General features: G+C 43.6%; 18 protein-coding genes. 11 read left to right on the forward strand and 7 right to left on the reverse strand.

Going from position 1 to position 19,627, the window contains the following annotated elements:
- Positions 1–89: 89 nt before the first annotated feature.
- Positions 90–2,513 (forward strand): TonB-dependent receptor domain-containing protein, encoded by a 2,424-nt coding sequence (locus tag DEO27_RS24775; protein WP_112568400.1) that lies wholly within the window; start codon positions 90–92, stop codon positions 2,511–2,513.
- Between the two features lie 57 nt (positions 2,514–2,570).
- On the opposite strand, the gene DEO27_RS24780 is transcribed toward DEO27_RS24775, so the two are convergent.
- Positions 2,571–2,939, reverse strand: coding sequence for a pentapeptide MXKDX repeat protein (locus DEO27_RS24780; protein ID WP_112568398.1), 369 nt, complete (start codon positions 2,937–2,939; stop codon positions 2,571–2,573).
- 140 nt (positions 2,940–3,079) lie between these two features.
- On the opposite strand from DEO27_RS24780, the gene DEO27_RS24785 reads away from it, so the two are divergent.
- The 3 genes from DEO27_RS24785 to DEO27_RS24795 all read left to right on the forward strand — a co-directional run bounded on the left by DEO27_RS24785 (position 3,080) and on the right by DEO27_RS24795 (position 4,987).
- Entirely contained in the window at positions 3,080–3,406 is a 327-nt protein-coding gene (locus tag DEO27_RS24785) for a nucleotide pyrophosphohydrolase (RefSeq protein ID WP_112568396.1), read from the forward strand.
- Positions 3,407–3,522: 116 nt separating this feature from the next.
- A complete protein-coding gene (locus tag DEO27_RS24790; RefSeq protein ID WP_112568394.1) occupies positions 3,523–4,404 on the forward strand; it encodes a DUF4349 domain-containing protein in 882 nt (293 codons plus the stop codon).
- 169 nt (positions 4,405–4,573) lie between these two features.
- Complete coding sequence (locus DEO27_RS24795) at positions 4,574–4,987, forward strand: hypothetical protein (RefSeq protein WP_112568392.1); 414 nt, start codon at positions 4,574–4,576, stop codon at positions 4,985–4,987.
- 173 nt (positions 4,988–5,160) lie between these two features.
- Here DEO27_RS24795 and dapF read toward each other — a convergent pair whose 3' ends face one another.
- On the reverse strand, positions 5,161–5,946 hold the full coding sequence (gene dapF, locus DEO27_RS24800; protein ID WP_112568390.1) for a diaminopimelate epimerase: 786 nt from the start codon (positions 5,944–5,946) through the stop codon (positions 5,161–5,163).
- A 192-nt stretch (positions 5,947–6,138) separates the two neighbouring features.
- On the opposite strand from dapF, the gene DEO27_RS24805 reads away from it, so the two are divergent.
- The 6 genes from DEO27_RS24805 to DEO27_RS24830 all read left to right on the forward strand — a co-directional run bounded on the left by DEO27_RS24805 (position 6,139) and on the right by DEO27_RS24830 (position 12,902).
- Positions 6,139–7,674 (forward strand): Do family serine endopeptidase, encoded by a 1,536-nt coding sequence (locus tag DEO27_RS24805; protein WP_112568388.1) that lies wholly within the window; start codon positions 6,139–6,141, stop codon positions 7,672–7,674.
- A 428-nt stretch (positions 7,675–8,102) separates the two neighbouring features.
- Complete coding sequence (locus DEO27_RS24810; protein WP_112568384.1) at positions 8,103–8,486, forward strand: (deoxy)nucleoside triphosphate pyrophosphohydrolase; 384 nt, start codon at positions 8,103–8,105, stop codon at positions 8,484–8,486.
- Between the two features lie 177 nt (positions 8,487–8,663).
- Positions 8,664–9,347, forward strand: coding sequence for a DUF6134 family protein (locus DEO27_RS24815; RefSeq protein ID WP_112568382.1), 684 nt, complete (start codon positions 8,664–8,666; stop codon positions 9,345–9,347).
- A gap of 23 nt (positions 9,348–9,370) precedes the next feature.
- Positions 9,371–10,009 carry an RNA polymerase sigma-70 factor gene (locus DEO27_RS24820; protein ID WP_112568380.1) on the forward strand — a complete coding sequence of 213 codons (639 nt, stop codon included), beginning with the start codon at positions 9,371–9,373 and terminating at the stop codon, positions 10,007–10,009.
- Positions 10,006–11,001 carry a FecR domain-containing protein gene (locus DEO27_RS24825; protein WP_112568378.1) on the forward strand — a complete coding sequence of 332 codons (996 nt, stop codon included), beginning with the start codon at positions 10,006–10,008 and terminating at the stop codon, positions 10,999–11,001. The genes DEO27_RS24820 and DEO27_RS24825 overlap by 4 nt, the downstream gene beginning before the upstream one ends.
- A gap of 146 nt (positions 11,002–11,147) precedes the next feature.
- On the forward strand, positions 11,148–12,902 hold the full coding sequence (locus DEO27_RS24830; protein WP_112568376.1) for a carboxypeptidase-like regulatory domain-containing protein: 1,755 nt from the start codon (positions 11,148–11,150) through the stop codon (positions 12,900–12,902).
- A gap of 434 nt (positions 12,903–13,336) precedes the next feature.
- On the opposite strand, the gene DEO27_RS24835 is transcribed toward DEO27_RS24830, so the two are convergent.
- The 4 genes from DEO27_RS24835 to DEO27_RS24850 all read right to left on the reverse strand — a co-directional run bounded on the left by DEO27_RS24835 (position 13,337) and on the right by DEO27_RS24850 (position 16,399).
- The gene (locus tag DEO27_RS24835; protein ID WP_112568374.1) at positions 13,337–14,278 is read right to left on the reverse strand and encodes a nitrilase-related carbon-nitrogen hydrolase; all 942 of its coding nucleotides are present in this window, start codon (positions 14,276–14,278) and stop codon (positions 13,337–13,339) included.
- 78 nt (positions 14,279–14,356) lie between these two features.
- Positions 14,357–15,166 (reverse strand): helix-turn-helix domain-containing protein, encoded by an 810-nt coding sequence (locus DEO27_RS24840; protein ID WP_112568372.1) that lies wholly within the window; start codon positions 15,164–15,166, stop codon positions 14,357–14,359.
- Between the two features lie 78 nt (positions 15,167–15,244).
- Positions 15,245–16,072, reverse strand: coding sequence for an N-acetylmuramoyl-L-alanine amidase (locus DEO27_RS24845; protein WP_223818044.1), 828 nt, complete (start codon positions 16,070–16,072; stop codon positions 15,245–15,247).
- 171 nt (positions 16,073–16,243) lie between these two features.
- Complete coding sequence (locus DEO27_RS24850; RefSeq protein ID WP_112568370.1) at positions 16,244–16,399, reverse strand: lmo0937 family membrane protein; 156 nt, start codon at positions 16,397–16,399, stop codon at positions 16,244–16,246.
- 165 nt (positions 16,400–16,564) lie between these two features.
- On the opposite strand from DEO27_RS24850, the gene DEO27_RS24855 reads away from it, so the two are divergent.
- The gene (locus tag DEO27_RS24855; RefSeq protein WP_146749977.1) at positions 16,565–17,731 is read left to right on the forward strand and encodes a hypothetical protein; all 1,167 of its coding nucleotides are present in this window, start codon (positions 16,565–16,567) and stop codon (positions 17,729–17,731) included.
- 204 nt (positions 17,732–17,935) lie between these two features.
- Here the strand turns inward: DEO27_RS24855 and DEO27_RS24860 are convergent, their stop codons facing one another.
- The gene (locus DEO27_RS24860) at positions 17,936–19,327 is read right to left on the reverse strand and encodes a hypothetical protein (protein WP_112568366.1); all 1,392 of its coding nucleotides are present in this window, start codon (positions 19,325–19,327) and stop codon (positions 17,936–17,938) included.
- Between the last annotated feature and the right edge of the window lie 300 nt (positions 19,328–19,627).

The raw sequence follows: 19,627 nt of genomic DNA on the forward strand, positions 1-19,627 counted from the left end.
ATCTGAAAATAAAATAGAGCCGTCGCTAAACAATTAGCGACGGTTTTTTATTTATTTTACAAACATTATAAACCACAACCTGCCCCCGTTTGAAACATATCTACAGCGTTCTGTTTTTCAGTTTGATTTATAGCGGCCTGTTTGCCCAGGTAAAAGTATCCGGTAAAGTAACCGGCGTCTCCCAAAATCCCTTAGTCTTTGCCGTTGTTAATCTGCAACAGCAAGACTCCGAGCAAACCCGGGCGGTACAAACCGATTCGGCTGGTATATTCAGTTTTACTGCTGTTGATAAAGGCAATTACAACCTAACCGTCACTTATACCGGCTATCAAACAACCGTGCTTAAATTAAGCCTGCAGCAGGATACTACCTTATCCGTTACCCTTGTGGATAATACCACACAGTTAAATGAAGTAAAAGTAACCGCGAGCAAAGCCTCTGTCGAAAATAAAAGCGATAAACTGGTTTACAATGTATCTACAAGTGCAACATCTGCCGGGGCGGATGCGCTCACAGTTATTGGCCGTGTACCGGGTGTAAAAGTTGGCGATAACGATTTAAGTATTGTTGGCAAAGGCAGTGTTAAAGTTATGGTAAACGAACGGTTGGTGCAATTGGCGGGTGCCGATCTGCTCCGTTACCTGCGGTCGTTATCCGCAAGCCAGGTTGGCACCATCGAACTGATTAAAAATCCGGGGGCCGCTTATGATGCCGAAGGAAACGCCGGGCTTATCAATATCACTTTAAAACATAGCAAAAAGCAGGGCTATTCGGGCAGTGTACAGGTAAATCAAAAACAATGGTTGCATAATCCGGCCTCGGTTTATGGCACCAGCAATTACTGGTGGCTTAACGCAAGTGGCGACATCAATTATAACACGGCCAAACTATCGGCTTATGCCAGTGTAAATGTTGATCATGACCACGAGCTGGAAGGTTTTGAAACCGATATTTATTATCCCAAACAAACCTGGCTGCAAACTGATACCGGCAATTACCGCTATCATAATTTAAATTTTATTGCCGGGGCCGATTACCGGTTTAGTCCCAAGGTTACCGCAGGGATAAATTACCAGGGCGGAAAAAATACTTATGATGGGTCGGACCATGTGAATAACCCTATCATCAACAACGGCAGCGGCGCTATCGATTCAACGCTGAAAACCTACGCCACCTATCACCCGGTAGCCATCAGCAACGCGGTGAACCTGCATAGCACCATCAGCCTGGATACCTCCGGCGCAAAACTGCTGCTTAATGCCGACTATTTTAATTACTACCGCACCGACCGATCTGATTTTGAAAGCAACACCTACCTTGCCGATGGCACTTTGAATGCCGCCAGTCGCAACCGCTATCACGATACCAATAAACAGGATATCAATATTTACACTTTTAAAGCCGATGCCTTTTTGCCTACCAAATACGCCCGTTTTGCTTTTGGCGGTAAATTGAGCTTTATCAACAATTACAGTAATGCCTTTTACTATAAAAAAGCTGCTAATGATTCCTTAAGCTATGACCGTAACCTGAGTAACGAGTTTACTTACACCGAAAACACTCAATCGGTTTATGGCAGTATCAACCGCGAAGATGGTAAATGGAAATACCAGGCCGGCCTGCGTGTTGAACGTACCGAAACCAAAGGTTTTTCGCATACGCTTAATCAAACTACCATTAACAATTACACCCGGTTGTTCCCCTCGGCAACAGTTAGTTACCAGGCCGGAGTCGACCACAGCCTTGCGCTAAATTTCGGCAGGCGGGTTAACCGGCCAACATTCTGGAACCTAAACCCATTCAAGAGCCTGTTCACGGCTTACAGTTATGGCGAGGGCAATCCTTACCTCCAGCCCGAATACAATACCAATTTTGAACTTTCGCATACCTACAAAAACAGGCTTACATCGGCCATATTTTTAAACGTCACCAACAACGGTTTCAACAACGTAACCATTGCCCGGGCAGATACCAACCTGGTTTATACTACGCCGCTCAACTTTATTAAAACTTACCGGCTTGGCATCTCCGAAAATTATTCGATGCAGTTGTTGAGCTGGCTGGATAATAATAACCAGTTCACCTTTTACCATACCGATGCAAAATCGGCATTAGCGGCAGTAAAAGGGATCAGCGGGTTCGGGGTCTATATCGCTACCAACAATAATATTTATTTTAATGCGGATAAAAGTTTTTCAGGAGCGGTGAATTTCTGGTACCAGTTCCCGGAGATTGACCATATTGGCCGGAGTGATGCCTATTATAAACTTGATCTCGGTATTAAGGCCTTCGTTTTTAAAAAGAAGGTAGATGTTTCATTTGTGATGAATGATGTTTTCAGGAGCAGCGCTTCGGCAGTTACTACCGTTGTTAATGGTGTACGGCAAAAATATACCAACTTCCAGATCAACAGGTATGCCCTGGTGGGCATCAGCTATCGTTTTGGGAATAGCTTAACTAAGGCAGAGAAACAGGATACCGGCAACCAGGACGAGAAAGGCAGGATCCATTAAAAGCAAAAAGGGAGCTCCTGCGGGCTCCCTTTAAACAATCACAAAACAAAAGCAAGGTTACATTTTACCTGAGCTGTCTTTGCCCATTTTACCTTTACTCATTTTACTTTTAGACATTTTATCGTGGTTCATTTTATCTGAACCCATTTTGTCTTTTGACATTTTATCAGCGCCCATTTTGTCTGATGCCATTTTATCGTGGCTCATTTTGTCCGAACCCATCTTGTCTTTGCCCATTTTGTCCGAAGCCATTTTATCATGACTCATTTTGTCTTTACTCATCTTATCCTTTTTCATTTTACCGGTATCACTAAGTAAAACGGTATTATGCAAAGGAGCCGATGTTTTAGCCTGTACATTAACTGTAAGGCCGGCAACAGCAAAAATGGCGACAAGTGTGCCTGAAATGATTGATCTGGTTTTCATGTTTGATTTTTTAAGTTGTTTGCTCCTTAGTCGTGCCGGGCAACGAAACCTTACAATGTATTTTCATTTTGTTTTCGGTAGATGCCTATTCGCCTCATTCCAAAAAATTTCATGAAATTAGGCCACAATAAAACTGTTTTATGGAGATCAGCGAAGCACAAAAACTGGTAGATAACTGGATAAAAACAATGGGGATCCGGTACTTTAACGAACTCACCAACACCGCCATCTTAATGGAAGAGGTTGGTGAAGTAGCCCGCATCATGGCCAGACAATACGGCGAGCAATCATTCAAAAAATCAGATACCGAAGTTAACCTTGCCGATGAAATGGCCGACGTGCTTTTCGTGCTCATTTGCCTGGCCAATCAAACCGGCATCGACCTTACCGAAGCTCTTGAAAAAAACATGCAGAAAAAAAGTATCCGAGATGCTGAGCGGCATAAAAACAATGAAAAACTGAAATAACTAAAATTTAATTTTATTTATTTCATGAAAACAAAATTAAATTCTTTAAAAATTAATTTTAATACAATTTAATAAGGCAAAAGCCGTTTAATCTAAAACAATTAAACAGCCTTATTATGAAAACCTATTTTTTCCTGTCAATAAGTTTTTTGCTTGTACTAACCTCATGCAAACATAATACAGAACAAAAAGTAAAGGTGCAAGACGTAGTGTTAGCGCCACCTCCTCCTGTAGAAGAAAAGAGCATTGCAGCTGCTGATCAGCTGGAAGATAACAATATAGCTAAACCGGCCGCGCCTAATCCTGCCATTGCCGATACCGCCAAAAAGATCATTAAGGAAGGTGATATTCGCTTTGAAACGGGTAACCCAAAGGCGGCTAAACAAAATATCGTCTCTTCACTAAAAAAGTTAGGCGGTTATCTTGCCGAAGAAAACGAAACCACCAGCAGCGAAACCAATCAAAAAGAGTATAGCCTCAAGATCAGGGTTCCATCCAAAAACTTCGATGTATTTTTAAACAATTTAACGTCCAGTGCAGACCATATCGAATCAAAGAATATCCATATCCGCGATGTAACCACGCAGTTTATAGATGTTCGCGCCGAGATCGGCAATAACAAACAGTTAGAACAACGTTATCTGCAACTGGCAGCCAAAGCAACCAAAATGACCGATCTGCTGGCGATAGAAGATAAACTGGCCAGTATCCGTACAACCATCGATTCGGCCCAGGGACAACTTAATTACCTGAGCAGCCAGGTTAGTTACAGCTCGCTTGATATCAGCTTTTATACCCGTCATACAGGAGAAGTAAACACTGGCAACGGCTTTGGTTATAAATTTAAAACCGCACTTGGCGAAGGCTGGGAAGTTTTACAAAACCTGTTTTTCGCGCTTATAGCATTGTGGCCTTTAATGATAGGCGCTGTCATCCTTCTGCTGCTGATCAGGCGTTGGAAAAGGCGGAGAAAAGCAAATATTATAAGCGAGGTGTAAAAATTATCGCAAAAGTTAATTTAATATTAAAATTATAAAAACCGAAAATGATAAAAGGTATTACTTTATGAAGATTTAATTATAAGAGTAGAATCTTTATTAAATTAATTAATAAATGCTTGACAAGTAGAAATTTAACGCTAATTTTAAGCATCCTAATTGATTGATCATGATCCGTGTACGGTCTAAAGTTGTACTGTTGGTTGCCCCACATGTAGTTGGGCTTGAGGTATTGCCTAATAACAAGGTTTTTAAACATATTTCAACAACCGCGGCTATCTTTCCGGTCATACATGATATCAAACCCAACCTGCTCATACTCGATTACGACTATCTTGTTCAGGATATCGAAAAAATCCTTCGTCGCATAAGTTCAAACCCGGCATACAGAAACATTAAGATCTGTTGCTACAAAAACAAATGGCATTCTAAAATTGATCCTTTCCTGAAAACCTTAGGCGTTGATCATATTTTTTACGCTGAAGACATGAAGCAGGAAGCCTCACGCAAAACCGCCTTTGAAGCCATTGGCGACGTTATAATGGATGGGACGTTTTTCAACTTACTAAAACCGGTACATTAAGAGCCGCGCTATTATTTCATGTCATTGCGAGGAGGAACGACGAAGCAATCGCATACTATACAGAGCTACTCTGCTTCCGTGCGGTTGCTACGCTTCGCTCGCAATGACATAGTTTTTTGCCCCCGTTTTTCAACTCCAAAACTCTTGATTCCTGAATCTAACAGTCCTGATTCTTAAATAACCACTTCTCCCTCAAAAACCTTAACAGCCGGACCTTCTAAGAAGATATCGGTAAAAGCTTTGCCATCATAATCAAAGCGGATATTGAGGTTACCTCCTAATACTTTTATAGGGGTGGTGATGTGCCCGGTTTGCTCGTTATGTTGGGCCATGGCTAATGCTACCGCTGTAACACCCGTACCGCAGGCAAAAGTTTCATCCTCTACCCCGCGCTCAAAAGTGCGTACAAAATAACCGTCTTCGGCAGGTTCAACAAAGTTTACATTGATGCCTTTTTCATGATAGGTTTCATTATTGCGGATGGCATAGCCTTCGGTATACATATCGCGCTCGGCCAGGCCGTCAACCAGTTTTACATAGTGTGGCGAGCCGGTATTGAGCACGTAGGCTTCGGCATCTTTGCTAACATCGTTTACATCTGTCATTTGCAGGCTCACCCAATCACCTTCGTCTGAAATTTTGGCATAATGCGGACCATCAACGGCCAAAAATTCAGTCTCCGACTCAATAACGCCTAAAAATTTGGCAAAAGCTACAATGCAACGTCCGCCATTGCCGCACATGCTGCTCGGCTGACCATCGGCATTGTAATAAACCATCTCAAAATCGTACCCTTCTTTATTCTGCAGCAGCATGAGGCCATCGCCCCCGATACCAAAACGGCGGTCGCAAAGGCTTGAAATTAGCTTAGGATTGTGATGATCAACGCTGTTATCGCGATTGTCTATCAAAATAAAATCATTTCCGGCGCCCTGGTACTTATAAAAATGTAAATTCACGTTATTATACTATTTAATGTCAGCTTATTAGTATTAGCAAAACCCATGCTAACAATCAAAAAAGCCAATGTTGATCTATTTAACAAATTTTAACATAAAACGCAATAACTTATCGTTGATTATCTCGTCTATATGGTATTAAATTTGATTTGTAAAATAAGTAAACTTAATAATAAGAAAGGCAAATTATAAATGAAAAAGATAGGTTTAACACTATTAACCGCTTTTGTTGGAGGGGCGATGGCCTTAGGGGTATACAAGGTTATCGAAAACAAGTACTCAGACAACATGAGCTTTGAGGACAAACAGAAAGTATATTTTACCAGTAATCCGTCGGCCCCGGTATCATCAACCGGCGATCTGGATTTTACACAAGCAGCTGCCGTAGCTACCCCAGCGGTGGTTTACATCCGCACCACGTATAGCAGCAAAGCCAGCGGTGGCGGTCAGGATCAGCTGGAGCAAATGTTTGGCGATATGTTTGGTCAGCGTTCGCGTCCGCAAGGTCCGCAAATGGCATCTGGTTCGGGCGTTATCATTTCGCCTGATGGCTATATCGTAACCAACAACCACGTGGTTGAAAAGGCCGACAAAATTACTGTTGCCACCAATGATCACCGTACATTTAGCGCCAAAGTTATCGGTACCGATCCAAGCACCGACCTGGCCCTGATTAAAGTAAGCGCTACCAACCTGCCTATTGTAAAATTAGGCAACAGCGACGACGCTAAAGTTGGCGAATGGGTTTTAGCCGTTGGTAACCCTTTTAACTTAACTTCAACCGTTACAGCAGGTATCATTAGCGCTAAAGGCCGTAACATTGGCATCATAGGCAGCGAAGATAATTCGGACGAAAATCCGTTCGGCCGTACCCGTCAGCAAACAGCTCCAAAATTGAATAAAGCTATCGAGTCGTTTATTCAAACAGACGCGGCCATTAACCCTGGAAACAGCGGAGGCGCGTTGGTTAACACCCGTGGCGAGCTGATCGGTATTAACGCCGCTATTGCTTCACACACCGGCTCATACGAAGGTTATGGTTTTGCTATCCCGGTTAACCTGGCTAAAAAAGTATTGAACGATATCAAAAAATTCGGTACTGTGAAACGCGGTTTTGTAGGTGTTACTTTCACCGAACTTAACCCGGATGTAGCCCAGAAACTTGACGTAACAACCACCAACGGTTTATACGTTAACGATCTGGTACCGGGCGGTGGCGCCGAACAGGCTGGTTTAAAGAAAGGCGATATCATTGTTAAAGTTGAAGGTCAGCAGGTTTATGAATCATCCGACTTGCAGGAACGCGTAGGCCGTTTGCAACCTGGCGACAAGATTAACGTCACCGTATTGCGCGATGGCAAGGATAAAGATTTCGCGGTAACTCTTAAAGGCGACGCGGCACCGGCAACTAACCGTACTACAGCCACATCTAAATCGGCCGAAGAGCTGTTTAACAAACTGGGCGCAAGCTTCCACGCTTTAACCCCGGCCGAAAAAGCAAAACTGCATGTTAACGGTGGTGTACTGGTAACCCAGGTACGCGAAGGTGGCTTATTTGATGCTGCCGAAATTCCTGAAGGTGTGGTGATCACCAGCATCAATAAAATAGCTATCGGCAGTATTGATGATATTGACAGGGCAATTGTAAAACCGATACAAGGCAACATTATTATTGCCGGTATCTACCCTGATGGTTCGCACTTCAGCAGCGCGTTCCCGGCGCAATAAGTTTTTTAAGTGATTTTATATATGAAGCCCCGGTTCTTTTAGGATCGGGGCTTTCTTTTTATAGAGATTTATAAAAAGCGTGGCCTTGCGCGACTCCCCTCTTGAGAGGGGCGGAGGGGTGTGTTTCTGCGATAGTCAACCCGCTTCTTTGTTGGTTTTGGAGGATGGTTGAAATTCTCGGAGTTTTAACTTACATCGTCCGCTCTTGGCCGCGGAGGCCAGTTACTTTACCTTAGATGCAAAGTAACCAAACATCAAGACAAAAAAATGCTTCCCCCCACAGGCTATACTCCCAGGCCCGCTTTTTTGTCGGGCCGGCGCGCTTTTGTTTTGGGGATAATAATGCCTTCTGTTCTTTATAAACTTTACGGTCTTGCTTCCTGACTCTTGCCGTCTTGTTTCTTCTTCCAAACTCATATCTTAGAAACGTGATTAAAGTAACCTGCGCTATTATTGTTAATGCCGACGGACTCGTTCTCGCTGCCCAGCGAAACGCAACCATGAGCCTGCCGCTAAAGTGGGAATTCCCCGGCGGTAAAATTGAACCCGGCGAAACCGCCGAAGCCTGCCTCATCCGCGAGATTAAAGAAGAGCTTCATGTGGATATTGAGATTGTAGCACCCCTACCCGCTAACACACATCAGTATCCTAATGTGACCATACAACTGATCCCTTTTGTTTGTAGAATTACCTCTGGCGAGATTATTCTTAAAGAGCATCTTGATTTTAAATGGGTTGCTAAAGATGAATTGTTAGCTTTGGATTGGGCGGAGGCGGATGTGGCAATTGTTAAATATTATATGGAGAGTTAAGTTTCTCTTTTCTTTCCATTTATTTTTCTACATTTACAATCTATATAATTCACATAGACATAGTAGTATTTAATTAATCAAACAAAATAATGCAAAGGCATAGGGGTAAAAGTTTAGAGTGTTGTAATAAAGTAAACGCGTTAAAAGCTTTATTCAATCACTTTAAAATAATTACCCATGATACCCGCTTTAATAATTTGGTTATTTAAAAAATATATCCGGCCTGCCCTCCAAAACAAAACTTTCCCAACGTTAAATGTATTCGGTCCGCTCAAATGGGCTGCTATGGTTGTGGCTTTATTGTGCCTTGCTGTGGGAGCCTTGGCGCAGGAACAAACAGTTAAGTACAACGTGCTGCACAGCGGCAAGGTGGTTGGCCACATGAACCTGTACCAAAAACACCAGGGCGATGAGCTATACCTCAAAATGATCTCCGAGGTAAAAATGCGCTTCATTTTCAGCGTTAAGGTTGATATCCAGGAAGAGAGCACTTTTAATAATGGCAAGCTCATCAGTTCGCAGGTATGCCGTAATGTTAACGGAACTGAGAAGTGTAATCGCCAAACTAAAGCCATCGCTTCAGGCTACCAAACCATCGCCGAAGGCAAATGCGGCAAGACTGTTGATCAAAAACAAATTGCCGCCAACCTGATGCTGCTCTACTGCCGCGAACCCGAAAACCAGGCTCAGGTATATTCTGATAATTTTCAGCAGTTTTTGCAGGTTAAACAGGTAAGTCCGCATGTATACCGGATAGACTTGCCCGATGGTAACTACAATTTCTACAGCTATACCAACGGTGTGTGCAGTAAGGTTGACATTCACCACACGTTGTACACCATCCAGATCCAGCTGGCCTGATTGATTTTTAACATTTGGGCTCTATGAATTTAACGGCCAAACAAGCTATCTTTAGCGCTAACATCTCCCCTCTTAAAGTGGAATATAGCGATAGCACGGCCATTGGTTTAATTAAACAGGGAAGCCAGAAGGCTTTTGAGCGACTTTTTAAAGATCACTTTAAAAGCCTGCACGCCTATGCCTACACTTTTTTAAAGGATGATGAAATGGCCGAAGAGGTAGTACAAAATGTTTTTTGCCGCATTTGGGAAAAACGCGATCAGCTTAAAACCGATGGTAGTATCAAGGCTTACCTGTACCGCTCGGTACATAACGAAAGTTTGAACTACTTAAAACACCAGAAGGTACGTGCCAATTTCGGCGTTTATTATGCCGATGAAATGGAGCAGGCAGGCAACGATGATTCGGCTTCAAAAAAACTGCTCACGGCCGAACTGCAAAAGCATATAGAAAAAGCCCTAAGCGAGCTGCCCGAGCAGTGCCGCATCATTTTTCAGCTAAGCAGGTTTGAGCAACTTAAGTACCGGCAAATTGCCGATCAGATGGGGCTTTCGATCAAAACCATCGAAAACCAGATGGGCAAGGCGCTACGGGTAATGCGCCAAAAACTGGCGGAGTTTTTACCCATTATTTTATTGTTATTTATTAATTGGTTTGTATGAGCTATACCGGTATGCCCATAGATGATGATTTGCTGGTGAAATACCTGGTTGGCGAAGCTACGCCTGCCGAGGCGGAAGCTATACAGAACTGGATTGTCGCGTCGCCTGCTAACAGGCAGGAGTTTGATAATTTTAAACTGATTTGGGATGAGAGCCAGCATATCGCCTCTACCAAAGCCTTGGATGAAGATGCCGCCTATCTCCGCCTGCAAAAAAGGCTAAACAACACAACACCGAACGTTGAAGCGCGATCAGCGCAAGTCCGCAAAATGAAACCCAGCTGGTGGCTTGGCATAGCGGCATCGTTATTATTGATTTGTACCGTGGCCTGGCTAACAATCAGCCATTATTACGATAACCGTGCTATTGCTTTTGTTAAGATAGATAGCGAAGCTAAAACCCGTATGCAAACCCTGCCCGATGGTTCGGTAGTTACACTGAACAGTCACAGTACCCTTATTTACCCGGAAAAGTTTACAGGTACCATCCGTCCGGTTACCATGCTGGGCGAGGCGTTCTTCAAGGTAACGCCAGATAAAACAAAACCTTTTATAATTAAGGTGAACGGCGTAACGGTTAGGGTGGTTGGCACGTCATTCAATGTGAAAAGCCGCGATGATAAAACGCAGGTAATTGTGGAAACAGGCATTGTTAACGTTAGCGAGAAGAGCAAGAATGTAAACCTTAACCCCGGCGAAAAGGTATTAGTTACCAAAAAGGACGGCTTACAGGCCAAGGAGATTATTAAAGGGCGTTTGTATAACTATTATGCAACTCACGAACTGGTTTGCGACGAAACCCCGCTGCATGAGCTGGTAGGTTCGCTGAATGAGATTTACGGATCACATATTGTTATCGGCAACAAGGCTATTAATAACCTGCCTATTACCACGGTGTTCAAAGATCAGTCGTTAGATGAAACGTTGCTGGTGATTTCTGAGACCTTTAAGATTAAAGTGGAGCACGGTAAAAAGGGGATTGTGTTGAAGTAAGCACTGCACTATAAATAGAAACGGGCATTACTATAAAACCATGTCATTGCGAGCGAAGCGTGGCAATCGCACGGCAGCAGGGCCGCTCTGTATAGCATGCGATTGCTTCGTCGTTCCTCCTCGCAATGACATAATTTTAGATATTTATGTTGTATAAACTACATCGTTACCTAAACTATACCTGTTGCCTGCTCCTCCTCACGGCCTTAACCGCCCATGCCGATTCTATCCTATCAAAAAACATATCCGTCCATGTAACCGAAATGCGCCTGGGAACGGTGCTTAAAACCATCGAACAAAAAGGGAATTTTTACTTCTCGTACAATAGCAGTATCGTAAAAACAGATAGCCTGGTTACCGTTAATGCCGATAACTGGACGATAAAGGAAGTGCTGGACCATATGCTCAGCTACCGGTTTGAATACCGCGAGACGAAGAATTTCATCATCCTGAGATATGCGCCCCTCCAACTCACCATAGTTACCGACAAAGCCGCAACCGAGGGCGATAGCTATAGCATCAGCGGTACGGTTACCGATGAACAGACCGGCTACAAACTACCGAACGCCAGCGTGTACTCGCACGAACAATTGCAATCGGTACTCACTGATAAAGAGGGCCATTTTGATATGACGCTCCGCAACGAAGGTCAGCCAATCACCCTCACCATCAGCAGGCAGTTTTATAAAGATACCACGGTTACTTTCCTGGCAGATGTTAATGTAAGAAGTACCGATACTACCCTGAAGAAAAAACGCAGCCTGTTGGGTTATATACTAAGCGATGATTATTCGGGCGTTGAAAATACTGCACTGGGCAAGCTATTCCTCTCCACCAAACAACAGATCCAGGCTGCTAATCTCGGCGGACTGATTGCGCAGGCGCCATTCCAGGCTTCGGCCATACCGGGTGTAAGTACTCACGGCAATTTCAGCGGACAGGTGGTAAACGTTGTTTCCCTAAACGCGGTTGGCGGGTATAATGCCGGTGTAGATGGTTTTGAAATGGGTATCATTTTCAATTTAGATAAAGGTGATGTTGGTGCGGTACAAATAGCTGGGATTTTTAACGTTGTCGGCGGCTCTGTCAATGGCATCCAGGTTGGTGGTTTATACAACAATGTATTAGGCAATATGCGGGGCATTCAACTGGCGCTGCTGCATAACAGCGTAAAACAAAACATGAATGGTTTGCAGCTATCGGCACTATATAATCATACCCGGGGCTCAGTCCGGGGGATTCAGCTAGGGGCGATAGGTAACATCGCCGGTAAAAACTCCGACGCGCTGCAGATTGGCGGCATTGGTAATATCGCCCAACAAAAGTTTGGCGGGCTGCAGGTGGCGGGCTTGTTCAATTATGCCAAACATCTTAGCGGCGTACAGCTTGCGTTGGTGAACATTGCCGATACTTCGTCTGGGTTTAGTATTGGTCTGCTGAATATTATCAATAGCGGTTACCACAAACTGGCTATCTCCACCAACGAAACGCAGAATATCAACCTCACCTTTAAAAATGGCAATAATAAGCTATACACCATTTGGCAGGGTGGTATGCGGGTGGATGAGAACAGCAAACTCTATTCATTCGGATTAGGCTTCGGCCGGGAATTTGGGTTAGGCCAGCATCTGGCTATCAATACCGAAATCGGTTCAAGTTATCTGTACCAGGGCACATGGTTAAAAACCAATCAGCTTAACAAATTCAACCTGGATTTTACTTACAAGGTAAGCCGCAAGTTTTCCATTTTCGCCGGACCATCATTAAATTTCCTGTATTCAGATCAGCGCAGTCCGGTTGATGGCTATGCTTATGTCCGGGACCTGCACCATTCTTTTATCCGTGATAATCGTAACTGGACTGGTTGGGTTGGATGGAGTTTCGGGATTAATCTGTTTTAAAGTACCCTTTATTGTATTTAACAATCATTGGCCCGCTCAATCGCCGCGGGAGGGCTTTGTTCTTTTTCTTGATAAAAAGAACCAAAAATCAAGTCAGCAGATAGGCTTCTTTGCCGCACAGGCCTTTACCCCGCAAAGCGAACAGAACCACGGGCTGCAATTATTTTGCCCAGCTTCGCTCGCTCATAGCCCTCCTCTTCTGCAAAAACTTGCGATGCCCCTGCAGCCGCGCAAGCCACCATCGTTCTGCCCGCTTTCGCCCGAAGCTTACCTGCTGACGGAGTTGGGGAAAGAAACAAGACTATTAGAGTCAGGAAGCAACACGATAAGCCATCAAAACCATGTCATTGCGAGGAACGAAGCAACCGCACGGAAGCACAGCTGCCCAGTTTATTTACAACGGGGTGTTTGTAGCCTACTCAGGTACCCTAATTTTACAACCAAACCACTTTTTGAAAGCTTTGATGCTCCTGGCCAATGATATCCCGATATAACTCAGGCTTTCTGGCCTGGATGTAACGATAGCCGCCTGCTTTGGTCAGCTTATCTGGCGTTAGCTCGGCCATTGCAAACTCATTTTCTAATGATCTGCATTCGCTCATAATATCACCATAAGGGTCAATGATCATGGAGCAGCCGTTTTTTAGTTGATCATCGTCCATCCCAATTGGGTTAGAGATTACGGCATAAATGGCATTATCATACGCCCGGGCGGGCAACCATTTCATTAACCATTGCCTGCCTTTAAGGCTGTCAAACTCCTGCCGCAGCAGTTGCGCATTGGCTTCTTTGTTCTTCCATAGCTCTGGGTCAACAAAACCTGCTCCAGGCCGGGTTGATGGTGTACACATGGTAACGTGCGGCATAAAAATTACCTGGGCGCCAAGCAAAGTAGTTGCGCGTACATTTTCAATTATATTATTGTCATAACAGATAAGTATACCGCATTTCCATCCGTATAAATCAAATACGGTATAGGCCGTTCCCGGTAAAAGATGTGGGTTAATAAAAGGATGTAATTTGCGGTGTTTGGCAATCAGCCCTGTTTTATCAACGCATACATAAGCCTTAAATAGGTTATCGTCTTGATCCTTTTCAAACAGACCGGCCAGTATGGCAATATCATACCGCCGGGCGTATTCGGTCAGTGCTATGATGCTCGGTCCGTTGGGGATTTCTTCGGCAAGGTCAAGCATCTGTGCGTTGTCCAGATTCCGGGCAAACGTATAACCCGTTACCGAACATTCATGAAATGCTATGGCTTTGGCCCCTTTTGCCCCAGCATCGGCCGCCATTTGCTCAATGATTGACAGGTTATAGGCTTTATCCCCGCTTTTATTTTCAAACTGCGCCGTGGCTATCGTTAAGTTTTCCATATGCTCTGATCTTGTTTTAACACTCCAAAACTATCAGGAACATAACGAAAGGCATTGTAAAAAACCGACAAACGTATTTTAAGCGAGGGGCATAAAATTTATAGCCAGCAGGTTATGATTGGCTTTGTATTGCAGAGGCGTGACGCCCGTGTGCTTCCGGAAAAAATTGTTAAGATGTGCCTGGTCGTAGTACCCGCAAGCATAGCTCAGGCTGCCTACATCTTTTATAGAACTGAGCTTTTGAAGCTGTTTGAGATAATTTTGAAATTTAACCGCATCGATAAATTTTTTAGGTGAGATCCCTACTTCCTCATTGAACCTGCGCTCGAGCTGTCGTTCGGTTACGGGTAGCACATCCAGCAAGCCTTTAACATTGATAATACCGCTGTGCTTATGAATAATGCTTATAGCGCGGTCTGTAATGCTTACTCCCCTATCTTTAAAAGCCATTTTTCTCAATAAAAATTGTTCGGTAATACATGCTGCTGTGGAGAGATCCGTGACGTTTGCAATCCGATCTTCAAGATCGGCAGCATCCTGTCCAAAAAAATCTTTTAAGGGCACAGTATTGTTATTAAGTTCATAAGCAGCCACACCAAGGAGGGTTAATAACGCGTTGGGCTGCAAAACCACTATCAGCATGGCCAACTCATCAACCGACATGATATCGTTGTAATGCGTTATCTGCCCATAAACAAAACTATCCGGCTGTTTGCTGGCAACCGTGCTATGCTGATCGTACTGTAACAACGGCGCTTTTAAATGAAACACCATTCCGGGATTGCCGTCAGAAAACAGGCGGTAATTTATGGCAGTACGCTTATCATGCGCTATAATTAAATAGTGCTTAACAATACCCGAGAGCAAAGGGTGTGGTGCTATTTGCATGATATTATAAAGGCTTGATAAAGGTAATCATTATTTTACCTGATAAACCATTTCCTACTCCCCCTTTAGGGCTACGGGCTAATATTTCCTATACACGTTATAAAGAATATTCAAATCCAATTGTGTCATTGTTGGTGTTTCGTCAGTCTGAACAAAATGGCGTTTAAAAGCAACAATAGCTACAGGGAGGTTACTGATATCATAACCTATTAGCTTAAGCGCTGTGGCATAATCAAAATTATCCGGCGGCAGCTCAAGCAGTTCTTCCCGCCAAAAGCCAAAGCCTTTTTGTGCTAACAGTTTCCAGGGGAACAATGGCCCCGGATCGGGTTTGCGCAGTGGCGCTATATCCTGATGCCCTATAAAATTGGCCTGCGGAATATTATAGGTTTTCTTGAGCTGTGCCAGCAGCGCCAACAAGCTTTTAACCTGTATATCATTAAAAGGCTCGTGCCCGTTGTTATCAATTTCGATACCGATAGAGCAGCTGTTCATATCGCTGATGCTCCCCCATTTACTGATGCCTGCATGCCAGGCCCGCAGGTAATCATTAAGCATGTGGTAAACTTTGCCGTCTTTACCCACTACATAATGCGCGCTCACCTGTGGTTTTACCAAAGTAAACGTATTTAGGGTTTGTTTAACAGAATCCTGTGCGGTATAGTGAATGATCACATAATTAGGCTTACGCAGGTTAAAGTTCACGGTGCCCACCCATTCCGATGGGATGGCTCCGCCGGCGCTGTCAACCAGCATAGCGGGCGGCTCCCGGCTAATCACTTCAACTAACGAGTCGGTTTGTGTATGATATACTTTATTGGTAGCGGCATAGGGCTGTACTTTAGGCGAGCATGCGCTGATGGCAGCTATCGAAGCGGTTATTAGTAAAATGTATCTATTTTTCAAACCTTGATTTGCTTGATTTTAGGATTTACACTGATGATTTAAAACAAGTATACAAAAAACCTTGATGCATTTGATTTAAAGACATTCTGATTTAGTCAGGGAAATCCGTAAATCAAGCGTATCAAGGTTCCTTTTTGAGATAGCCTATTCAGCTTTATATTTCTGTCAACCTTATATCGCTGTCGACCGCCTTATTACGCCTAATAAAAGCGCGATAACGGCTATCACCAGTAAAATATGAATAAGGCCGCCTACAGTTGTAAAGAATACGCCAATTGCCCATCCTATAATCAGGATGACTGCAATTATATACAGGAGTGAGTTCATAATAATTGTTTTTAATTAATGATTTTCATAGATATCTGTATAATAGCTAATGCCGCCCAAAAGTTTTAAGTTTTGTAATTTTCATCGCAGATAGAGCTCATTTACAGCTGCGTTTGGGTGAGAATTATTCCTGATGTATATTTAGGCTCCTAACCCATGAAAACAATGAAATATATTTTTCTGTCTGCGTGCCTGCTAACTGTCGCCACTGTTGTCAATGCTCAATCAAAGTTGCCGGTTATCCGTGCCACATCAAAAAGTGTTGCTATTAATGATGGTGGCTTTCTGGATAAAAATGCCTGGTCGCTTTCGCCAAAAACAAGGCCCGATATTTATACTGCCGACAGAACGCGGGAAACCAAATGGGTTACTTTTTATACCGATATAGATTCGATAAAGGTGAAAGTTAAGCCTGGTACACGATATGATTTCATCATCCTGCTTAACGGGAAAGACTCCTGCTATACGCAGGTAGCAAGCGCTATTCCACCGGTAGATAAACACCAGGTATCAATTAAAAACGATACCATTCCTTTCAAACTTTCAGCCTATAATGCCATAGCGGTAAAGGCCATACTGAATGATACCGATACTTTAAACCTGCATTTTGACGCAAGCTCGTTCGATGTTCATTTAACAAGAGATGCTATTATAAAAAAGACAAAGCTGCTCCCCAACCAGGCCGATGTACTGGCAGGCAAAGCCAAGCCTAATTTTAACGGGATGAATAAAGCCCAAAAGCTACAGATGGGAACCGCGGTTTGGCTTAACCAGGAGATACTGCCCACCGGACTAACCTCGTACGAAATGGATGGCCGCTTTGCCTGGAACCTGTTTGAAGGCAAACAGGTAGAAGTTGATTACGACAACAACCGCATGATCATTTATAACAAAATGCCAAAAGGATTGAAAGGCTACGAACGGTCGAAAATCGGCTTTATCAAGTCGTTTCCTTATGCTACCGGAACATTTGAAATAGCTGGTAAAAAATACACCGGCAATTTTACAATGGATACGGGTTCCGATCAGTCGTTGATCCTGGATAGCGCCTGGGTAGCTAAAAACAATTTCCCCACAGACTTAAAACTTATCAAATCCTCAACCATCAGCGATCCGCGTGGCGTAAAATATGAAATGAAAATAGTGGAAGCCCCGCTGTTCAGGCTCAATGGCTTCCCTGCTGCCAATATACCTACACTTATTTTGAGCAATAAGAATCCGCTTGGTTTTGAAATCAACTATCTGGGCAACGGCCTTTTAAAACGGTTTAATATGATCCTCGATTTTAAGAATGATTACGTGTATTTGAAGCCAAATAAGCTATCGAGCTGAATAAAAAAGCTTTAGAAGCTTTGTAAAAATTAAAACGCTTCATGGCCGTTGACTTTAGTCGACGGATAAAATTAATAGAACGTTTTGGCTTTAGCTTAATTAAGCAAGTTGTATTGTGGCTAAAGCCTCTTATCTCAGTTCATTAACCGTTGACTAAAGTCAACGGTTAATGATTACATGCAAATTATCGGACCAATTGACGCTTTAATTTCCAGCTGGTACCGCCCAGCTTTGCCCATCTAAAACGGGGTTTACGTCCATATTATCATACTGAATGTTGAGCTTTTGCTGACCGCTTGTGGTTGCCTCACGATAGGGAATGGTGATACCCTGTACCGGCCTAAGATCTGACAACATGGAAAAAAGCGTTTTGTCGCCTACTTTATAGCCATAAGCCATCAGTTGGTTTTGATCATTTATAGCAAACACATATTCGTTGCCGTTTAACTTGCATTGAACCGTGTACATGTTATTGTTGGGGATTTTTTGCGTATTCATAATCTGCATTTGATCAAGCAATGATTTACGTAAGCCGATAACGCCAGTGTACAGGGCAGTTTTTACCTCGGCTACGTTATTGGCCGGCAATTCAGATTTGTTGCCGCTGCTCCACTGCCACCCGGTATTACCCTCGGTTTGCTGCACCGAAACAGGTTTGCCGTTTTTCCATATTTCAACACGCACCTTACTATTTGGAATATCAATCAGCTCCACAACTTTTAATCCCGAAACCGAACCGGTTAAACGCGCTGTTTTCAAAGCGTTCAATTTATCACCACCATGCGCGGCATTAGCTTTTAAAAGTAGTGTTTTACCATCGGGCGCGGTGGTATTATCTGCAGTTGTAGAATTACCTGAAGCTTTTTTTGCCGCAGTTGGCGACTTTGTATTATTAGAAGCGGCGTTATCATTATTATCTACGAAAAACACCCGCCCATCAACTACGGCCATGCGGGTTTTACCGCCCATGTCGCAAAAAAAGCTGTGCAATTCGGTATGGCCATCTGTATAGGTAAGCGTAAGTACACCCTTGTTTATTTTATAGGTACCACTACCGTCCTTGCTGCTTGAACTGCCGCCACCAACATTTTCACCGGCTACAACGGAACCCGAATAGCGCGAATTGCTGAAATGTCCTTTACCATCAAAATTTAATCCCTGTGTACTCAAAGCGCCAACATAAGTTGTACCATAGGCCGCACCGCCGCCACCCATAGCGCTGATAAATGAATAGTAACCTTCCGGTATAATGTTACCCTGAAGTTTGAACAACTCATGCGCGTAATTAGAAAGGCTCCCGTACTTGGTTATGGTATAAACAGACGAGCTTTTGGTATATTTAAGCGTTACCTCCCCTTTGTTTATTGTATATCTGCCGCTTACATTGGTTTGCCAGTCGTTCCGGTTAAGCAAATCATTGAACGTACCATCGGGCCTGAACAATACGGAAACATCCCGCCTGTTCATTCCACCGCCAAATATGGGGCTTGGCGAAAACTCGCATCCGGCATAAACGCCATCTAACTTATCCTGGGCAAAAACATGATCGTAAAAGCAACATAACAAGGCAAATAGTACCAGGCTGAATTGTTTCATAGGGCGTCGGTTTTTTGTCGATAAACCGCATTTGCCAACTATTGTTTGTGGAAATGTTTTAATTAATATGCAATTAATGTTGATGAGAAGCTCAATTCCCTCCCTTGGGAGGGGTGTGATGGCAGTAGGGGTTGCAGGGAGGGGTTTCTACTTTTGTTATAAACCTATCGAAGCAACCCCTCCCTACACCCTCCCAGGGGAGGGAATCGCGCAAGGCCCCAATTTGGCATTAGAATTTTTAATAAAAAACGGCCGCGAGGAATAGCTCCCTCACGACCGCTCTTAAAAAACTAATAAACG

Origin of the sequence: Mucilaginibacter rubeus, assembly GCF_003286415.2 — a bacterium.
GTDB classification, from domain to species: Bacteria; Bacteroidota; Bacteroidia; order Sphingobacteriales; family Sphingobacteriaceae; genus Mucilaginibacter; species Mucilaginibacter rubeus_A.